Annotated in this window: 15 protein-coding genes; 9 read left to right on the top strand and 6 right to left on the bottom strand. The window is 64.4% G+C overall.

The window, feature by feature from the left end; all coding sequences use genetic code 11:
- Window positions 1-48: 48 nt before the first annotated feature.
- From dnaQ to OXR00_RS12195, 5 genes are read right to left on the bottom strand one after another with little or no spacing between them, the layout of a single operon-like run.
- Window positions 49-741, bottom strand: a complete 693-nt coding sequence (dnaQ, locus tag OXR00_RS12175; protein ID WP_267388477.1) for a DNA polymerase III subunit epsilon — start codon at window positions 739-741, stop codon at window positions 49-51.
- A gap of 7 nt (window positions 742-748) precedes the next feature.
- Window positions 749-1,342, bottom strand: a complete 594-nt coding sequence (gene coaE, locus OXR00_RS12180; RefSeq protein ID WP_267388478.1) for a dephospho-CoA kinase — start codon at window positions 1,340-1,342, stop codon at window positions 749-751.
- On the bottom strand, window positions 1,339-2,145 hold the full coding sequence (locus tag OXR00_RS12185; RefSeq protein WP_267388479.1) for a shikimate dehydrogenase: 807 nt from the start codon (window positions 2,143-2,145) through the stop codon (window positions 1,339-1,341). The genes coaE and OXR00_RS12185 overlap by 4 nt, the downstream gene beginning before the upstream one ends.
- Window positions 2,142-2,738: a nucleoside triphosphate pyrophosphatase gene (locus OXR00_RS12190; RefSeq protein ID WP_267388480.1), complete on the bottom strand. Its 597-nt coding sequence runs from the start codon at window positions 2,736-2,738 to the stop codon at window positions 2,142-2,144. Before OXR00_RS12190 ends, OXR00_RS12185 begins: the two co-directional genes overlap by 4 nt.
- The gene (locus OXR00_RS12195; RefSeq protein WP_267388481.1) at window positions 2,735-3,544 is read right to left on the bottom strand and encodes a pyruvate, water dikinase regulatory protein; all 810 of its coding nucleotides are present in this window, start codon (window positions 3,542-3,544) and stop codon (window positions 2,735-2,737) included. The genes OXR00_RS12190 and OXR00_RS12195 overlap by 4 nt, the downstream gene beginning before the upstream one ends.
- 328 nt (window positions 3,545-3,872) lie before the next feature.
- Here OXR00_RS12195 and hemE point away from each other — a divergent pair, with 328 nt between their 5' ends.
- From hemE to rho, 3 genes are all read left to right on the top strand, one after another.
- On the top strand, window positions 3,873-4,892 hold the full coding sequence (gene hemE, locus OXR00_RS12200; protein ID WP_267388482.1) for a uroporphyrinogen decarboxylase: 1,020 nt from the start codon (window positions 3,873-3,875) through the stop codon (window positions 4,890-4,892).
- A complete protein-coding gene (locus tag OXR00_RS12205) occupies window positions 4,889-5,341 on the top strand; it encodes a CopD family protein (RefSeq protein ID WP_267388483.1) in 453 nt (150 codons plus the stop codon). Before hemE ends, OXR00_RS12205 begins: the two co-directional genes overlap by 4 nt.
- Window positions 5,342-5,496: 155 nt before the next feature.
- On the top strand, window positions 5,497-6,753 hold the full coding sequence (gene rho, locus OXR00_RS12210; RefSeq protein WP_242152071.1) for a transcription termination factor Rho: 1,257 nt from the start codon (window positions 5,497-5,499) through the stop codon (window positions 6,751-6,753).
- A 106-nt stretch (window positions 6,754-6,859) separates the two neighbouring features.
- On the opposite strand, the gene OXR00_RS12215 is transcribed toward rho, so the two are convergent.
- On the bottom strand, window positions 6,860-7,333 hold the full coding sequence (locus OXR00_RS12215; RefSeq protein WP_267388484.1) for a methylated-DNA--[protein]-cysteine S-methyltransferase: 474 nt from the start codon (window positions 7,331-7,333) through the stop codon (window positions 6,860-6,862).
- 50 nt (window positions 7,334-7,383) lie between these two features.
- On the opposite strand from OXR00_RS12215, the gene OXR00_RS12220 reads away from it, so the two are divergent.
- The 6 genes from OXR00_RS12220 to OXR00_RS12245 are packed head-to-tail and all read left to right on the top strand — an operon-like array spanning window position 7,384 to window position 13,103.
- The gene (locus OXR00_RS12220; RefSeq protein WP_242152076.1) at window positions 7,384-7,614 is read left to right on the top strand and encodes a DUF6489 family protein; all 231 of its coding nucleotides are present in this window, start codon (window positions 7,384-7,386) and stop codon (window positions 7,612-7,614) included.
- Window positions 7,611-8,897, top strand: coding sequence for a tRNA uridine-5-carboxymethylaminomethyl(34) synthesis GTPase MnmE (mnmE, locus tag OXR00_RS12225; RefSeq protein WP_267388485.1), 1,287 nt, complete (start codon window positions 7,611-7,613; stop codon window positions 8,895-8,897). Before OXR00_RS12220 ends, mnmE begins: the two co-directional genes overlap by 4 nt.
- A gap of 54 nt (window positions 8,898-8,951) precedes the next feature.
- On the top strand, window positions 8,952-10,796 hold the full coding sequence (gene mnmG, locus OXR00_RS12230; protein WP_267388486.1) for a tRNA uridine-5-carboxymethylaminomethyl(34) synthesis enzyme MnmG: 1,845 nt from the start codon (window positions 8,952-8,954) through the stop codon (window positions 10,794-10,796).
- Window positions 10,793-11,416: a 16S rRNA (guanine(527)-N(7))-methyltransferase RsmG gene (locus tag OXR00_RS12235; RefSeq protein ID WP_267388487.1), complete on the top strand. Its 624-nt coding sequence runs from the start codon at window positions 10,793-10,795 to the stop codon at window positions 11,414-11,416. The genes mnmG and OXR00_RS12235 overlap by 4 nt, the downstream gene beginning before the upstream one ends.
- Entirely contained in the window at window positions 11,404-12,204 is an 801-nt protein-coding gene (locus tag OXR00_RS12240) for an AAA family ATPase (protein WP_242152331.1), read from the top strand. The genes OXR00_RS12235 and OXR00_RS12240 overlap by 13 nt, the downstream gene beginning before the upstream one ends.
- Window positions 12,201-13,103: a ParB/RepB/Spo0J family partition protein gene (locus OXR00_RS12245; protein ID WP_267388488.1), complete on the top strand. Its 903-nt coding sequence runs from the start codon at window positions 12,201-12,203 to the stop codon at window positions 13,101-13,103. The genes OXR00_RS12240 and OXR00_RS12245 overlap by 4 nt, the downstream gene beginning before the upstream one ends.

The raw sequence follows: 13,103 nt of genomic DNA on the forward strand, positions 1-13,103 counted from the left end.
TTCTCCTTGTATGTCGGGCGGGAAGGCTGAACCCTCCGTCCGCTATCGTCAACCAGATGCCGCCGCACCCCATAACGGGTCGGTGACGTTCTTTAAAAACGCGGCGTGGCGCGCAAGTTCCGCCGCGCTCGCCGTAAAGGTACGGGGCGGCCGCACCGTGACCGGGCCACTCGCGACGGCGACCTGAGGCTCGAGAACCGGCGTATCGGTGAGCAGTCCAAGGCCGATCTGCCGCCCGCCGGTGAGTTCGACATAGACCTGCGCGAGCAATTGCGCGTCGAGCAAAGCGCCGTGAAACGTGCGTGCGCTGCGGTCGATGCCATAGCGCGAACACAGCGCGTCGAGGCTGTGCTTGGCACCCGGGTGGCGCTGCCGCGCGATGACGATGGTATCGACCATGCGGTGCATGCCGACCGGCGGCCGTCCGCACCGCCCGAGTTCGCCGTTGAGGAAGCCGAAATCGAAGGTCGCATTGTGCGCCACCAAAGGCGCGTCGCCGAGGAAATCGACCAGCGCGTCGACGCCGTGGGCGAACAGCGGCTTGTCGGCGAGGAACGCATCGGTGAGGCCGTGAACGCGCTGCGCCTCCGCCGGCATCGCGCGTTCGGGATGAAAATAGGCGTGGAAACTCTTGCCGGTTTCGACACGATTGAACATCTCGATACAGCCGATCTCGACCAGACGGTCGCCGTCGGCAAAGCTGAATCCGGTGGTTTCGGTGTCGAAGACGATCTCGCGCATGGCGGTATTATCGGGGTTCGGGTGCGCTCAGGCAAGCGATCACGCGCGCGACAGCGGCTTGCGTATCGGCGAGCGTACCGCCGGTCGGGATGACGAAATCGGCGCGCGCGACCTTATCCGAGTTGGGCATCTGCCGCGCGAGGATGGCGGCGAATTTCTCCGTCGTCATGCCGGGCCGGGCAAGGACGCGGGCGCGTTGCACCTCCGGCGGCGCATCGACCACCGCCACCCGTTCGACATAACGCGCGCCACCGGTTTCGAACAGCAACGGCACGTCGAGCAGCACGATCGCGGCGTCGCGGTTGGCGGCGAGGAAGGCGGCGCGCGCCTCCGCGACGGCGGGGTGGACGATCGCCTCCAGCCGCCGCAACGCCGCAGCGTCGCCCAGCACCGCCTTGCCGAGTGCGGCGCGGTCTACTCCGTGCGGCCCGGTGGTGCCGGGGAACGCGGCTTCGATCGCCGCGACCAGCCGCCCGCCCGCGCCCTGCAACCGGTGGACCACCGCATCGGCATCGAACACCGGCACGCCGGCGTCCGCGAACATCGCTGCCACCGTCGATTTGCCCATGCCGATCGAGCCGGTCAGCCCGAGTGCGATCACGCCAGCAACAGCGCGCGCAGTTCCTCGTCACGGTCGCGCGGCGGGGCGACGCCGAAGAACAGCTCGAACGCGATCGCCGCCTGCCCGACCAGCATCTCCAGGCCATCGACCGTTTCCAGCCCGCGCGCGTCGGCCTGCGCGAGCAACGACGTCTCGATCGGCGCGTACACCACGTCATAAACCAATGCGTCGTCGGGCAGGGGGGTGAGATCCACGTCGAGATCGGGCTGGCCGACCATGCCGAGCGTGCTGGTGTTGACCAACAGCGCCGCCGCCGGGATCGCGCTGCCGAGTGGAAGCGCCTTACCCTTCAGCCCGAACGCCGACAGCAGCGCCGCGCCCTTCAGCACGTTGCGGTTGAGCAACGTCACCGGCCCCACGCCCGCCCGCGCCAGCGCGAACAGCACCGCGCGCGCCGCACCACCCGCGCCGATTACCACCGCCGGTTTGCCCGCCAGATCGCGGTCGGCGATCGGCGTGTAGAAACCGGCGGCATCGGTGTTGGTGCCGATCAGCCCGTCGCCCTGTCGCAACACGGTGTTGATCGCGCCGATCGACGTACGCACGTCACCCGGATCGTCGACGTGATCGAGCGCGGCGAGCTTGTGCGGCACGGTGATGTTGCACCCGCGCCAGTCGGGATCGGCACGGCGTTCGGCGAAATAGCCGGCGAGATCCGCCGCCAACACATGCCGGCGGGCATATGTTGCATCCAGCCCAAGCGCATCGATCCAGAAGCCGTGGATCAGCGGCGATTTGGAATGGGCGATCGGATCACCGATCACTTCCGCGTACATCGTCATGCCGGCATCACCCCTCGTATGCGCAGATAATCGAGCACCTGGAGCAGCGGCAGGCCGAGTACGGTGAACTGGCTCCCCTCGATACGTGAGAACAGTTGCGCGCCTGGCCCCTCGATCCGGTAGCAGCCGACGCAGCCGGAAATCTCCGGCCATTCCGAGTCGAGATACTGCTCGATGAACGCGTCGGATAACGTCCGGACGTGCATCTTGGCGCGATCCACCACCCGCCACACCGGCCGCCCGGCTTCGGCGATCACCGCCGCGCTGACGAGATCGTGGCGTTTGCCCGACATCCGGCGGAGATGCTCGGCGGCATTCTCACGGCTAATCGGCTTGTCGAGCATGGTGCCGTCGTCCAGTTCCACGATCGAATCCGATCCCAACACCAAAGCGCCCGGCACCCGCTGCGACACCCGCAGCGCTTTCAATTCGGCAAGCGCATCGGCGAGATCGCGCGCCGGCAAACCGTCCGCGCGCAGTGCCGCTTTGGCGCTCTCCTCATCGACCCCCGCCGACACCGCCTCGAACGGTACGCCTGCCGCCGACAGCATCGCCCGCCGCGATGCGCTTTTCGATGCGAGCAGCAGTTTCATGCGTCACCCCGTTCCGCGACCAGCGCGATGATCGCCGCCGCCGTTTCCTCGATCGATCGCCGCGTAACATCGATCACCGGCCAGCCGTTATCCGCGAACATCCGCCGCGCCCAGGCCACTTCGCGTGCGACCGCTTCCTGGTTGACGTAATCCGTCTCCGGCGCCTGGTTGAGCGACAGCAAGCGGTTGCGCCGCACCTGGATCAGCCGATCGGCACTGGTGGTCAGCCCCACCACCAGGGGCTTCTTCAGCGAGAACAACGCGCGGGGCGGTGGGCTTTCCACCACCACCGGGATGTTGGCGGTCTTGTAGCCGCGGTTGGCGAGATAGATCGATGTCGGCGTCTTGGACGAGCGCGATACGCCGGCCAGCACGATATCGGCCTCCTCCCAGTCCTCCGCGCCCAGACCATCGTCGTGTGCGATGGTGAACTGGATCGCATCGACCCGCGCGAAATAGGCGGCGTCGAGCACGTGCTGCCGCCCCGGCCGCGCCTTCGCCTGCTGGCCGAGCAGACCGGACAGCGCGTTGGTCACCCCGTCGAGCGGCGCCACCGCCGGCAGGCCGAGCGCGTGGCAGCGCATCTCCAGCGCACGCCGCGTCTCGCTGTTGACCAAAGTGAACACGACGAGGCCGGGATTTTGCGAAATTTCCTGAAGGATGCGTTCGAGATGCCCCTCGGTCCGCACCATCGGCCAAAAGTGCCGGATCGTCTCGACGTCGTCATACTGCGCAAGCGCGGCCTTGGCGATGTTCTCCAGCGTCTCGCCGGTCGAATCCGAGAGGAGATGGAGGTGCAGCCGCATCCGCGGAGCCTCAGCAGGACAGAAGTGTGGATAACATCGGGACGATCGCTAGCGGAACTTTGCTTTTGCGAAAAGGCCGATCGGGCGGTGGAAAAGCCGCGTTTTCTCCACAGCGGCGTGCACATCGCGGCGATTTGTCCACAGCCTGTGGAAAGCGGGTGCGACGGAATCGAATCCGGTGCGTTTGGCGGTGTTCGGGGCGTCAAGCTGTTGGCATTTCGGGGACGGCGGCATAAGCCCCGGCTTCCACGTGCCAATCACCTCCACATCCTTTTAGATTCTTCTTTATAGTAAGAGGTAGACCGTCCTTGAGCCCCGAGACCATCCGTTGAAGCCCTTACTCGCGACGTTACGGGGGTGGCGACAGCCGGTGCCGCCGGTGTGGCTCATGCGGCAGGCCGGGCGTTACCTTCCCGAGTATCGTGCGCTGCGAGCGGAGAAGGGCGGCTTCCTCGCACTCGCAACCGATCCTGAAGCCGCAGCGGAGGTGACGGTGCAGCCGATCCGTCGCTTCGGCTTCGATGGGGCGATCCTGTTCTCCGATATCCTGATGGTGCCGGCAGCCCTCGGCCAGACGCTGACGTTCGGGGTGGGGGAAGGGCCGGCGCTCAGCCCGCCATTGGTCGATCACGCGCTGGAGACGCTGACCGCGAACCCGGGCTTCCTGGATCCGGTGTATGAGACAGTAAGGCGGGTGGCGGCAGCCCTGCCGGCCGAGACGACGTTCCTCGGCTTCGCGGGGAGCCCTTGGACGGTCGCTACCTACATGGTTGCCGGGCGCGGCAGTCGTGACCAGAGCGAGACGCGGCGGTTCGCCTATGCCGATCCTGTGCGCTTCGCGGCGATCGTCGATGCTATCGTGGAGTCGACCGTCGCATACCTCTCGGCGCAGATCGAAGCCGGAGTGGAGGCGGTGCAGTTGTTCGACTCTTGGGCAGGCTCGCTCGCGCCCGCACAGTTCGAACGTTGGGTAATCGCCCCCAATGCGGCGATCGTCAGCGCCTTGCACGCCCGCTACCCGCATGTCCCGGTGATCGGCTTCCCCAAGGGCGCGGGCGGCAAGCTGCCGGCGTACGCGCGCGAGACCGGGGTCGATGCGGTCGGCGTGGACGAGACGGTTGATCCGCACTGGGCGGCGACACACCTGCCCGCCGACATGCCGGTGCAGGGCAATCTCGATCCGCTCGCGCTGATTGCCGGCAGGGAGACGCTGGAGAGTGCCGTCTCGAACGTGCTTGAGGCGTTTGCGGATCGGCCCCATATCTTCAATCTCGGGCACGGTATCCTTCAGGATACGCCGATTGCCCATGTCGAGCGCCTGCTGGCGCTGGTTCGGAGCGCGCGATGAATTTCCTCGGCAACGCCTATCCTTGGGTGAAGGCAGCGCACCTGATCTTCGTGATCTTCTGGATGGCGGGCTTGTTCATGCTGCCACGCTATCTAGTCTATCATCAGGAGGCGCTCGGACAGCCCGAGGACGCCGCGCGCTGGGTCGAACGCGAGGGCAAGCTGCGATCGATCATTCTCACCCCGGCGATGGTGCTGGTGTGGCTGCTGGGCCTGCTGCTGGCGGCGAACGCGGGGTTGTTCAAGGGTGCGCCCGGGCTGGGCTGGCTACATGCCAAGCTCGCGCTGGTGGTGATCCTGACAGGCTATCATGGTTGGGCGGTGGGCTATGCCAAGAAGCTGGCGCGCGGACAGGCGATGCTGGCGGGGCGCACTTTGCGCATGGTCAACGAGGTTCCGGCGATCCTCGTCACGCTGATCGTCATTCTGGTTATCGTCCAGCCGTTCTGACTTGACTTGCGGCAAGGCGGGACCTAGCTCTTCGTGGCATGTCGCTGCGCGGCGCCGTCCTGGCGTTCGTTTTACGGCATCCTCCCTCCAGCATCGTCGTGCGATCCTCGCCGACCGACGCGTACCCATCCAGCACATCCTGCGGACACGCCCTCATGCATCTCAAAGACCTCAAGAACAAAAAGCCCGCCGAACTGGTCGAGATGGCGGAAGGCCTCGGCATCGAGGGCGCGTCGACGCTGCGCAAGCAGGATCTGATGTTCGCGATCCTCAAGGTCGCCGCCGAAAATGGCGAGCAGATCATGGGGTTGGGCACGATCGAAGTACTGCCGGACGGTTTCGGCTTCCTGCGCTCGCCGGAAGCAAATTACCTCGCCGGTCCGGACGATATTTACGTTTCGCCCAACCAAGTCCGCAAGTTCGGCCTGCGCACCGGTGACACGGTCGAGGCGGAAATCCGCGGCCCGAAAGATGGCGAGCGCTATTTCGCTCTGGTGAAGCTCACCGCGGTCAATTTCGACGATCCCGATGCGGTTCGCCATCGTGTCAATTTCGACAACCTCACGCCGCTGTATCCCGAACAGAAGCTGACGCTCGATCCCGCCGATCCGACCATGAAGGATAAGTCGGCGCGGGTGATCGATATCGTGTCGCCGCAGGGCAAGGGCCAGCGCACGTTGATCGTCGCACCGCCGCGCGTCGGCAAGACGGTGATGCTCCAGAACATCGCCAAGGCGATCACCGACAATCACCCGGAGGTGTTCCTGATCGTGCTGCTCATCGACGAGCGGCCCGAGGAAGTCACCGACATGCAGCGTTCGGTAAAGGGCGAGGTGGTATCCTCAACCTTCGACGAACCCGCCACCCGCCACGTCCAGGTTGCCGAGATGGTAATCGAGAAGGCCAAGCGGCTGGTCGAGCATAAGAAAGACGTGGTTATCCTGCTCGATTCGATCACCCGTCTCGGCCGTGCCTACAACACCGTGGTGCCGTCGTCGGGCAAGGTGCTGACCGGCGGTGTCGACGCCAACGCGCTCCAGCGGCCGAAACGCTTCTTCGGTGCGGCGCGCAATATCGAGGAGGGCGGTTCGCTCTCGATCATCGCGACTGCGCTGATCGATACCGGCAGCCGCATGGACGAAGTGATCTTCGAAGAGTTCAAGGGCACCGGCAACTCCGAAATCGTGCTCGACCGCAAGGTCGCGGACAAGCGCATCTTCCCGGCGCTCGACGTCGGCAAGTCCGGCACGCGCAAGGAAGAGCTGCTCGTCGATCAGGGCAAGCTGTCGAAGATGTGGGTGCTGCGCCGCATCCTCATGCAGATGGGGACGATCGATTCGATGGAGTTCCTGCTCGACAAGATGAAGAACTCGAAAACCAACGAGGATTTCTTCGACAGCATGAATCAATAGCCGACAGCGGCCTGCCGCATGCTGCGGCAGGACTCGCTTCGGCTCGGCCGGCGGTGCACCGCACCGACCGACGACAGCGCGGGCTTTGCCCGCGCTTTTTTTTTGTTCAAAGCAACCGCCCCACCGCACCCTCAAACTCCAGCAACCACCGCTTGGTCGCCACCCCGTCGCCAGCCGAATACGCCCCCAGCGACCCATCCGCGTTCGTCACCCTATGACACGGCACGATGATCGGCAGCGGGTTGCGCGCACACGCCTGTCCAATCGCGCGCGCACCGGAGCCGATCGTCCGCGCCAGCGCGCCATAACTGAGCGTCTCGCCAAACCGCACCGCGACCATCGCCGTCCGCATCGCCTCTCCGCGCGGGGAGGGGGACGCCGCCAACGGCAGATCGAACGCCGTCAGCCGACCCGCAAAATACGCCGCGATCTGCGCAGCACCTTCCGCGAGTGCACCCAACCCAGCGAGCGGCTCACCCGAACCTGCTTCGATCATCACGCGCTCAATCACGTCGGGCGTGCCGATCAGCCGCACCATACCGATGGGCGTTGCGATCCGGGCGAAGTCGCGCGCATACATGGCCGGACTATAGAGCGCTCAATCCCGACGCTCAAGCCAAGGACGCGGCGATGAAGATCAATGTCGAGGTCGATTGTACCCCGGAAGAAGCGCGCCGCGTGATGGGCCTGCCGGATTTCACGCCGGTGCATGACAAATATATCGAGATGCTGACCCAGTCGATGGACGGCGTGGTGTCGCCTGACGTCATGGAAAACATGATGCGGAGCTGGGCGCCGGTCAACGACGCGGGCATGAGCTTCTGGCGCAAGATGTTCGAAGGTGCGTCGTCCAAGCCATGATGGATACGATCTTCGCGGTTTCCAGTGGTGTTCCACCAGCGGCCATTTCGATCCTCCGGATCAGCGGTACGCAAGCGCTGGCAGCAGCCACACGGCTGGCCGGCTCGCTGCCACCGCCACGCAATGCACGCGTACGATCGCTGCGCGATCCCTCTACCGGTATACTGCTCGATCGTGGATTGGTGCTGGTGTTTCCGGGGCCGAAAAGTGCAACCGGCGAGGATCTGGTCGAACTGCACATCCACGGTGGCCGTGCGACGCAGCGTGCGCTCGAGGATACGCTTGCGCGCATTACGGGTCTGCGACCTGCCGAACCGGGCGAGTTCACCCGCCGAGCGTTGGCACACGGTCGCATCGATCTGACTGAGGCGGAAGGGCTGGGCGATCTCCTTAGCGCCGAAACCGAGCAGCAACGTCGTGCGGCATTGCGCTTGTCGGAAGGTGGTCTACGCCAGCGTATTGAGGGCTGGAACGACCGACTGCTCGCGCTTGCCGCCGGGATCGAGGCAGCGCTCGACTTCTCGGATGAGGAGGATGTTCCGGCCGAGGTCACACAGTCTTCGGGGCAGATGATGGTCGTGTTGGCCAACGAACTGGCGGCGCTCGTCGCTGCGCCGTCGGTCGAGCGCTTGCGCGACGGTATCCGTATAGTGATTGCCGGTCCCCCAAACAGCGGCAAGTCGACGCTTATCAACCGTCTGGTCGGGCGCGACGTGGCGATCGTCTCGCCGGTTGCAGGGACGACGCGCGACCGGATCGAAGCGCCAGTCGTTCGCGCCGGGATTGCCTTCGTGCTGACTGATACCGCAGGTCTGCGTGACGCTGACGCGGATCAGATCGAACGCATCGGCATTGAACGAGCGGAGGCTGCGATCGCTGCAGCCGATATCGTAATCTGGCTCGACGATGCGGCACCTTCGATAGAACACGCGCTGTGGCTGCATGGCCGATCTGATCTGCCTGGACGGGAGGACATGCCAGATGGACCGGCCTTTTCGGTATCGGCGCATAGCGGCGAGGGGATCGAGCAGCTCTGGGATGTGCTTGGCCAACGTGCCGCAGAGATCGGCGGCGTTTCCAACGATATGGCGATCAACGCCCGACAGCGGAAACTGCTCTCACAAGCAGAGGTGGTCCTGCGCGAAGGGGCGGGCGAGCAGGATATTCTGCTGCGAGCAGAGGCGATCCGCAGCGCTCGATACGCCTTCGACGCGATCACTGGCCGTGCGAATGTCGAGGCGGTGCTTGATACTCTATTTGGCCGATTTTGCATCGGCAAATGAGCGTTCCACGTGGAACGCTTTGACTTGCCCGCCACGCGCGCATAGCGAGACGGCATGAGCAGATTTGACGTGATCGTCATCGGTGGCGGCCATGCCGGGACCGAAGCAGCCGCTGCGGCTGCGCGGCGTGGTGCGCGTACCGCGCTGGTGAGTTTCGATCCGACTAAGATCGGCGCGATGTCCTGTAACCCCGCGATCGGCGGACTGGGCAAAGGCCATCTGGTCCGCGAAGTCGATGCGTTCGACGGGTTGATTGCCCGTGCGGCCGACGCGGCGGGACTGCATTACCGCATGCTCAACCGCAGCAAAGGGCTGGCGGTGCAGGGGCCACGCATTCAGGCCGATCGGCGGCGCTATGCCGCGGCGATCCAGCACATGCTGGCGGAGCAACCTAACCTTACGATCGTCGCCGGCGAAGCCGCTGCGCTCGTTACGCAAGGGAACCGCGTCACCGGGGTAGCGCTGGCTGATGATAGCTCCCTCGTTGCGCGTTCGGTTGTTTTGGCGACCGGCACCTTCCTGGGCGGTAGGATCTTCCGCGGCGAAGAGCGCGCCACGGGGGGCCGTATCGATGAAGGTGCAGCAAGCCTTTTGGCTGAGCAGCTTCGTGGCGCCGGCCTACCGATGGCACGCCTGAAGACCGGTACGCCGCCGCGTCTCGATGGTCGCACGATCGACTGGGTGAGGCTCGACCAGCAGCCAAGCGACGCCGAACCTTGGACAATGTCGCCGCTCACGACCGCGCGCGTTCTGCCGCAACTGCACTGTGCGATCACGCGGACCAACACGACGACGCACGACATCATCCGCGCGGGCCTCGATCGCTCACCCTTGTTTGGCGGCGCGATTGCAGGAGTGGGACCGCGTTATTGCCCGTCGATCGAGGACAAGATCCATCGCTTTGGCGATCGCGAAGGTCATCAGATTTTCCTGGAGCCGGAGGGTTTGGATGATCCCGTCATCTATCCCAATGGAATTTCGACATCCCTTCCTCTCGACGTACAAACCGCGCTGATCGCGTCGATCGCGGGGCTGGAGCGAGCGCGCATTCTGACGCCGGGCTATGCGGTAGAATATGATTACGTCGACCCCCGCGCGCTCGCGCCGAACCTTGAGTTGCGCGCGATCTCCGGTGTGTTTTGCTGTGGGCAGATCAACGGCACCACCGGCTATGAGGAGGCAGCGGGGCAGGGTCTGCTCGCCGGGATCAACGCAGCCGCACACGCACTGGAGCTTGCGCCGGTCGTGCTGGATCGCGCCAGCAGCTACCTGGGCGTGATGATCGACGATCTTGTGCTGCAAGGTGTGACAGAACCGTACCGAATGCTGACCGCGCGTGCGGAGTATCGGCTACGATTGCGCGCGGACAATGCCGAGACGCGGTTGAACCCGATCGCGGCTGCTGCAGGGTGTCTTGGTGCAGCGCGGCTAAAACGTATGCGTCAACGTGACGAAGCGCGTGGCGAGATTATGGAGCGTTTAGAGCAACCGGCATCGCCTGCGGATCTCATCGCACGCGGCGCTCCTGTCAGCGCCGGGCCGCACAAGCGTTCTGGCGCAGAATGGCTGCGCATTGCGGGCGTGACTGTCCAACATGTCGCGGCGGACCTCCTCACCGGTACTGATGCGAACCTGTTGGGGGAGGTTATCGAGGACGTGCGGTATGCGCCTTACCTCGCACGGCAGGAGCAGGAAGTCGCGCAAGTCCGGCAAAACGACACCGTCAGCCTCGCTGCCGATCTGGATTATGCGGCGATCCCAGGGTTATCGAACGAGATGGTAGAGCGTTTGAGCAAAGCCTGTCCGGCAACCTTAGGACAGGCCAGCAGACTGCGCGGGATCACCCCAGCTGCGCTCGCCGCAATCCTGTTGCACGCGCGCGGGCGGCAGGCAGCATGACGGAAGAGGAAGCACGAAATTGGATCGTACAGCGGTTCGGTTCGACGGCACAGCATCAGATGGAGCGGTTGGTCGCGCTTGTCGAAGCGGAGGCTGGGCAACAAAACCTAGTCGCGCGTTCGACTCTGGAGACGATCTGGGCTCGCCACGTCGTAGACTCAGCGCAGTTGATTGGCTTCGCGGAAGGGCAGTCTGGGACGTGGCTCGATATCGGCAGCGGCGCCGGCTTCCCCGGATTGGTTGTAGCAGCACTGACAGACCGGCCCGTGCTGCTCGTCGAACCGCGCAAGCGTCGTGTCGCGTTCCTGCAAGAGACAGCGCAAAGTCTAGGCCTCGAAAGCCGGGTGACGGTGATCGCTAGCAAAGTTGAAACCGTCCGTGAACGGGCAACGGTGATCTCCGCCCGTGCCGTTGCGCCGCTGATCGATCTGTTTGGCGCGGCATCATACTGTGCTGCCCCAGACACTCTATGGTTGCTGCCAAAGGGCCAGTCGGCGCGTGAAGAGGTGGCAATCGCCCGGCATGCATGGCATGGAGCGTTTCACGTGGAACAGAGCCTTACCAACACAGAATCTCTGATCGTGGTAGCACGAGGAGTGGCGCGTCGATGCAAGTCATAACGGTCGCCAACCAAAAAGGTGGTGTGGGGAAAACGACCACCGCAATCAATCTTGGCACCGCACTCGCTGCGACGGGCAAGCGCGTGTTGCTGATCGATATCGATCCGCAGGGCAATGCCTCGACCGGGCTCGGCGTTGGCCGGAACGAGCGTGAGTGCTCCATCTACGATGTCCTGCTGGGCGAGGTGCCGCTGCAAAAAGCGGTCATCGGCACCTGTGTTCCTGGTCTTGATCTGGTGCCCGCTACCGTAGATCTCTCCGGAGCGGAGATCGAACTGGTCGAGTATGAGGAGCGCACGCACCGGCTCAGCCGCGCGATCAGCCGTTCGGATCAGCGCTGGGACGTGGTGCTGATCGACTGTCCGCCGTCGTTGGGCCTGCTCACGCTGAATGCGATGGTGGCTTCTAATTCGCTGCTCGTGCCGTTGCAGTGCGAGTTCTTCGCGTTGGAAGGGCTAAGCCAGTTGCTCAATACGGTCGAACGTATTCGGGAGCGGTTCAACCCCGGTCTGTCGATCATCGGCGTTGCGCTCACCATGTATGATCGCCGCAACCGTCTTACCGAACAGGTTTCAGCGGATGTGCGCGCTGTGCTTGGCCGCGTCGTCTTCGACACCGTCATTCCGCGTAACGTGCGCTTGTCCGAGGCACCCAGTCATGGTTTGCCCGCCCTGATCTATGATTTCCGCTGTTCGGGGTCGGAGGCCTATATCGCGCTTGCTCGTGAGTTGCTGACGCGGTTGCCCGACTCCTTCACACCTGACCACTCGACCAAAGCCGCGGCATGAGCGACAGCACCACACCGATCAGCCGTCCCAAGGGTCGATCAGGCCTAGGCCGCGGCTTGGGTGCCCTGATGGGCGAGATGACGCGCGAACAGCCGGTCGGCGCGAGCCAACCGGTCGCGCAAGGGGTGCGCATGCTCCCGGTGGGGTCGATTGCACCGCACCCGGGCCAGCCGCGTCGTCACTTCAAGGAGGAGGCGCTGGACGAACTGGCGGAATCGATCGGCGCACGCGGATTGATCCAACCGATTGTGGTGCGGCCGCATGGCACAGGCTATCAGATCGTCGCGGGCGAACGCCGTTGGCGCGCTGCGCAACGTGCACGGCTGCACGAAGTCCCGGTGATCGTGCGCGACTTTAGCGATACCGAGACGCTGGAGGTCGCGCTGATCGAAAACATCCAGCGCCAGGATCTCAACGCGATCGAAGAAGCGGAGGCGTATCAGCGCCTGCTCGCCGACTTCGGCCACACGCAAGAAGCGCTCGGCAAGATCGTCCACAAGTCGCGCAGCCATATCGCCAATCTGCTGCGCCTGCTGGAACTGCCGAAACCGGTGCAAGATCGTGTCGTCGATGGCGCGATCAGCATGGGCCATGCCCGCGCGCTGATCGGCGCGCCTGACGTTGAGGCGCTGGCCGACCAGGTTGTCGCCAAAGGGCTATCGGTCCGAGATACCGAGAAGCTCGCGCGGACGGTGAAGCCTGAAACTGCGCGGGTGCGTGGTCACGGTAGTGGCGAGCGCGATGCGGATCTCAGCGCGCTCGAGCATCAGCTTGGCGATCTGCTCGGGCTGTCGGTGCGGATCGCTTATGGTGCCAAGGGAGGTTCGTTGACGCTCGGCTTCTCGACTCTCGATCAACTCGATATGCTGTGCCAGCGCCTCAGCGGCGAGCGGATCTAA

Source organism: Sphingomonas sp. GC_Shp_3, assembly GCF_026540945.1.
Classification (GTDB): domain Bacteria; phylum Pseudomonadota; class Alphaproteobacteria; order Sphingomonadales; family Sphingomonadaceae; genus Sphingomonas.

What these genes read in the sequence shown, in the direction of transcription:
- OXR00_RS12245 (WP_267388488.1), top strand. Translation starts at nt 12,201, where the DNA reads ATGAGCGACAGCACCACACCGATCAGCCGTCCCAAGGGTCGATCAGGC.
- OXR00_RS12195 (WP_267388481.1), bottom strand. Translation starts at nt 3,544, where the DNA reads ATGCGGCTGCACCTCCATCTCCTCTCGGATTCGACCGGCGAGACGCTG.
- mnmG (WP_267388486.1), top strand. Translation starts at nt 8,952, where the DNA reads ATGAGCAGATTTGACGTGATCGTCATCGGTGGCGGCCATGCCGGGACC.
- OXR00_RS12190 (WP_267388480.1), bottom strand. Translation starts at nt 2,738, where the DNA reads ATGAAACTGCTGCTCGCATCGAAAAGCGCATCGCGGCGGGCGATGCTG.
- OXR00_RS12185 (WP_267388479.1), bottom strand. Translation starts at nt 2,145, where the DNA reads ATGACGATGTACGCGGAAGTGATCGGTGATCCGATCGCCCATTCCAAA.
- dnaQ (WP_267388477.1), bottom strand. Translation starts at nt 741, where the DNA reads ATGCGCGAGATCGTCTTCGACACCGAAACCACCGGATTCAGCTTTGCC.
- OXR00_RS12215 (WP_267388484.1), bottom strand. Translation starts at nt 7,333, where the DNA reads ATGTATGCGCGCGACTTCGCCCGGATCGCAACGCCCATCGGTATGGTG.
- OXR00_RS12235 (WP_267388487.1), top strand. Translation starts at nt 10,793, where the DNA reads ATGACGGAAGAGGAAGCACGAAATTGGATCGTACAGCGGTTCGGTTCG.
- rho (WP_242152071.1), top strand. Translation starts at nt 5,497, where the DNA reads ATGCATCTCAAAGACCTCAAGAACAAAAAGCCCGCCGAACTGGTCGAG.
- mnmE (WP_267388485.1), top strand. Translation starts at nt 7,611, where the DNA reads ATGATGGATACGATCTTCGCGGTTTCCAGTGGTGTTCCACCAGCGGCC.
- OXR00_RS12220 (WP_242152076.1), top strand. Translation starts at nt 7,384, where the DNA reads ATGAAGATCAATGTCGAGGTCGATTGTACCCCGGAAGAAGCGCGCCGC.
- OXR00_RS12205 (WP_267388483.1), top strand. Translation starts at nt 4,889, where the DNA reads ATGAATTTCCTCGGCAACGCCTATCCTTGGGTGAAGGCAGCGCACCTG.
- OXR00_RS12240 (WP_242152331.1), top strand. Translation starts at nt 11,404, where the DNA reads ATGCAAGTCATAACGGTCGCCAACCAAAAAGGTGGTGTGGGGAAAACG.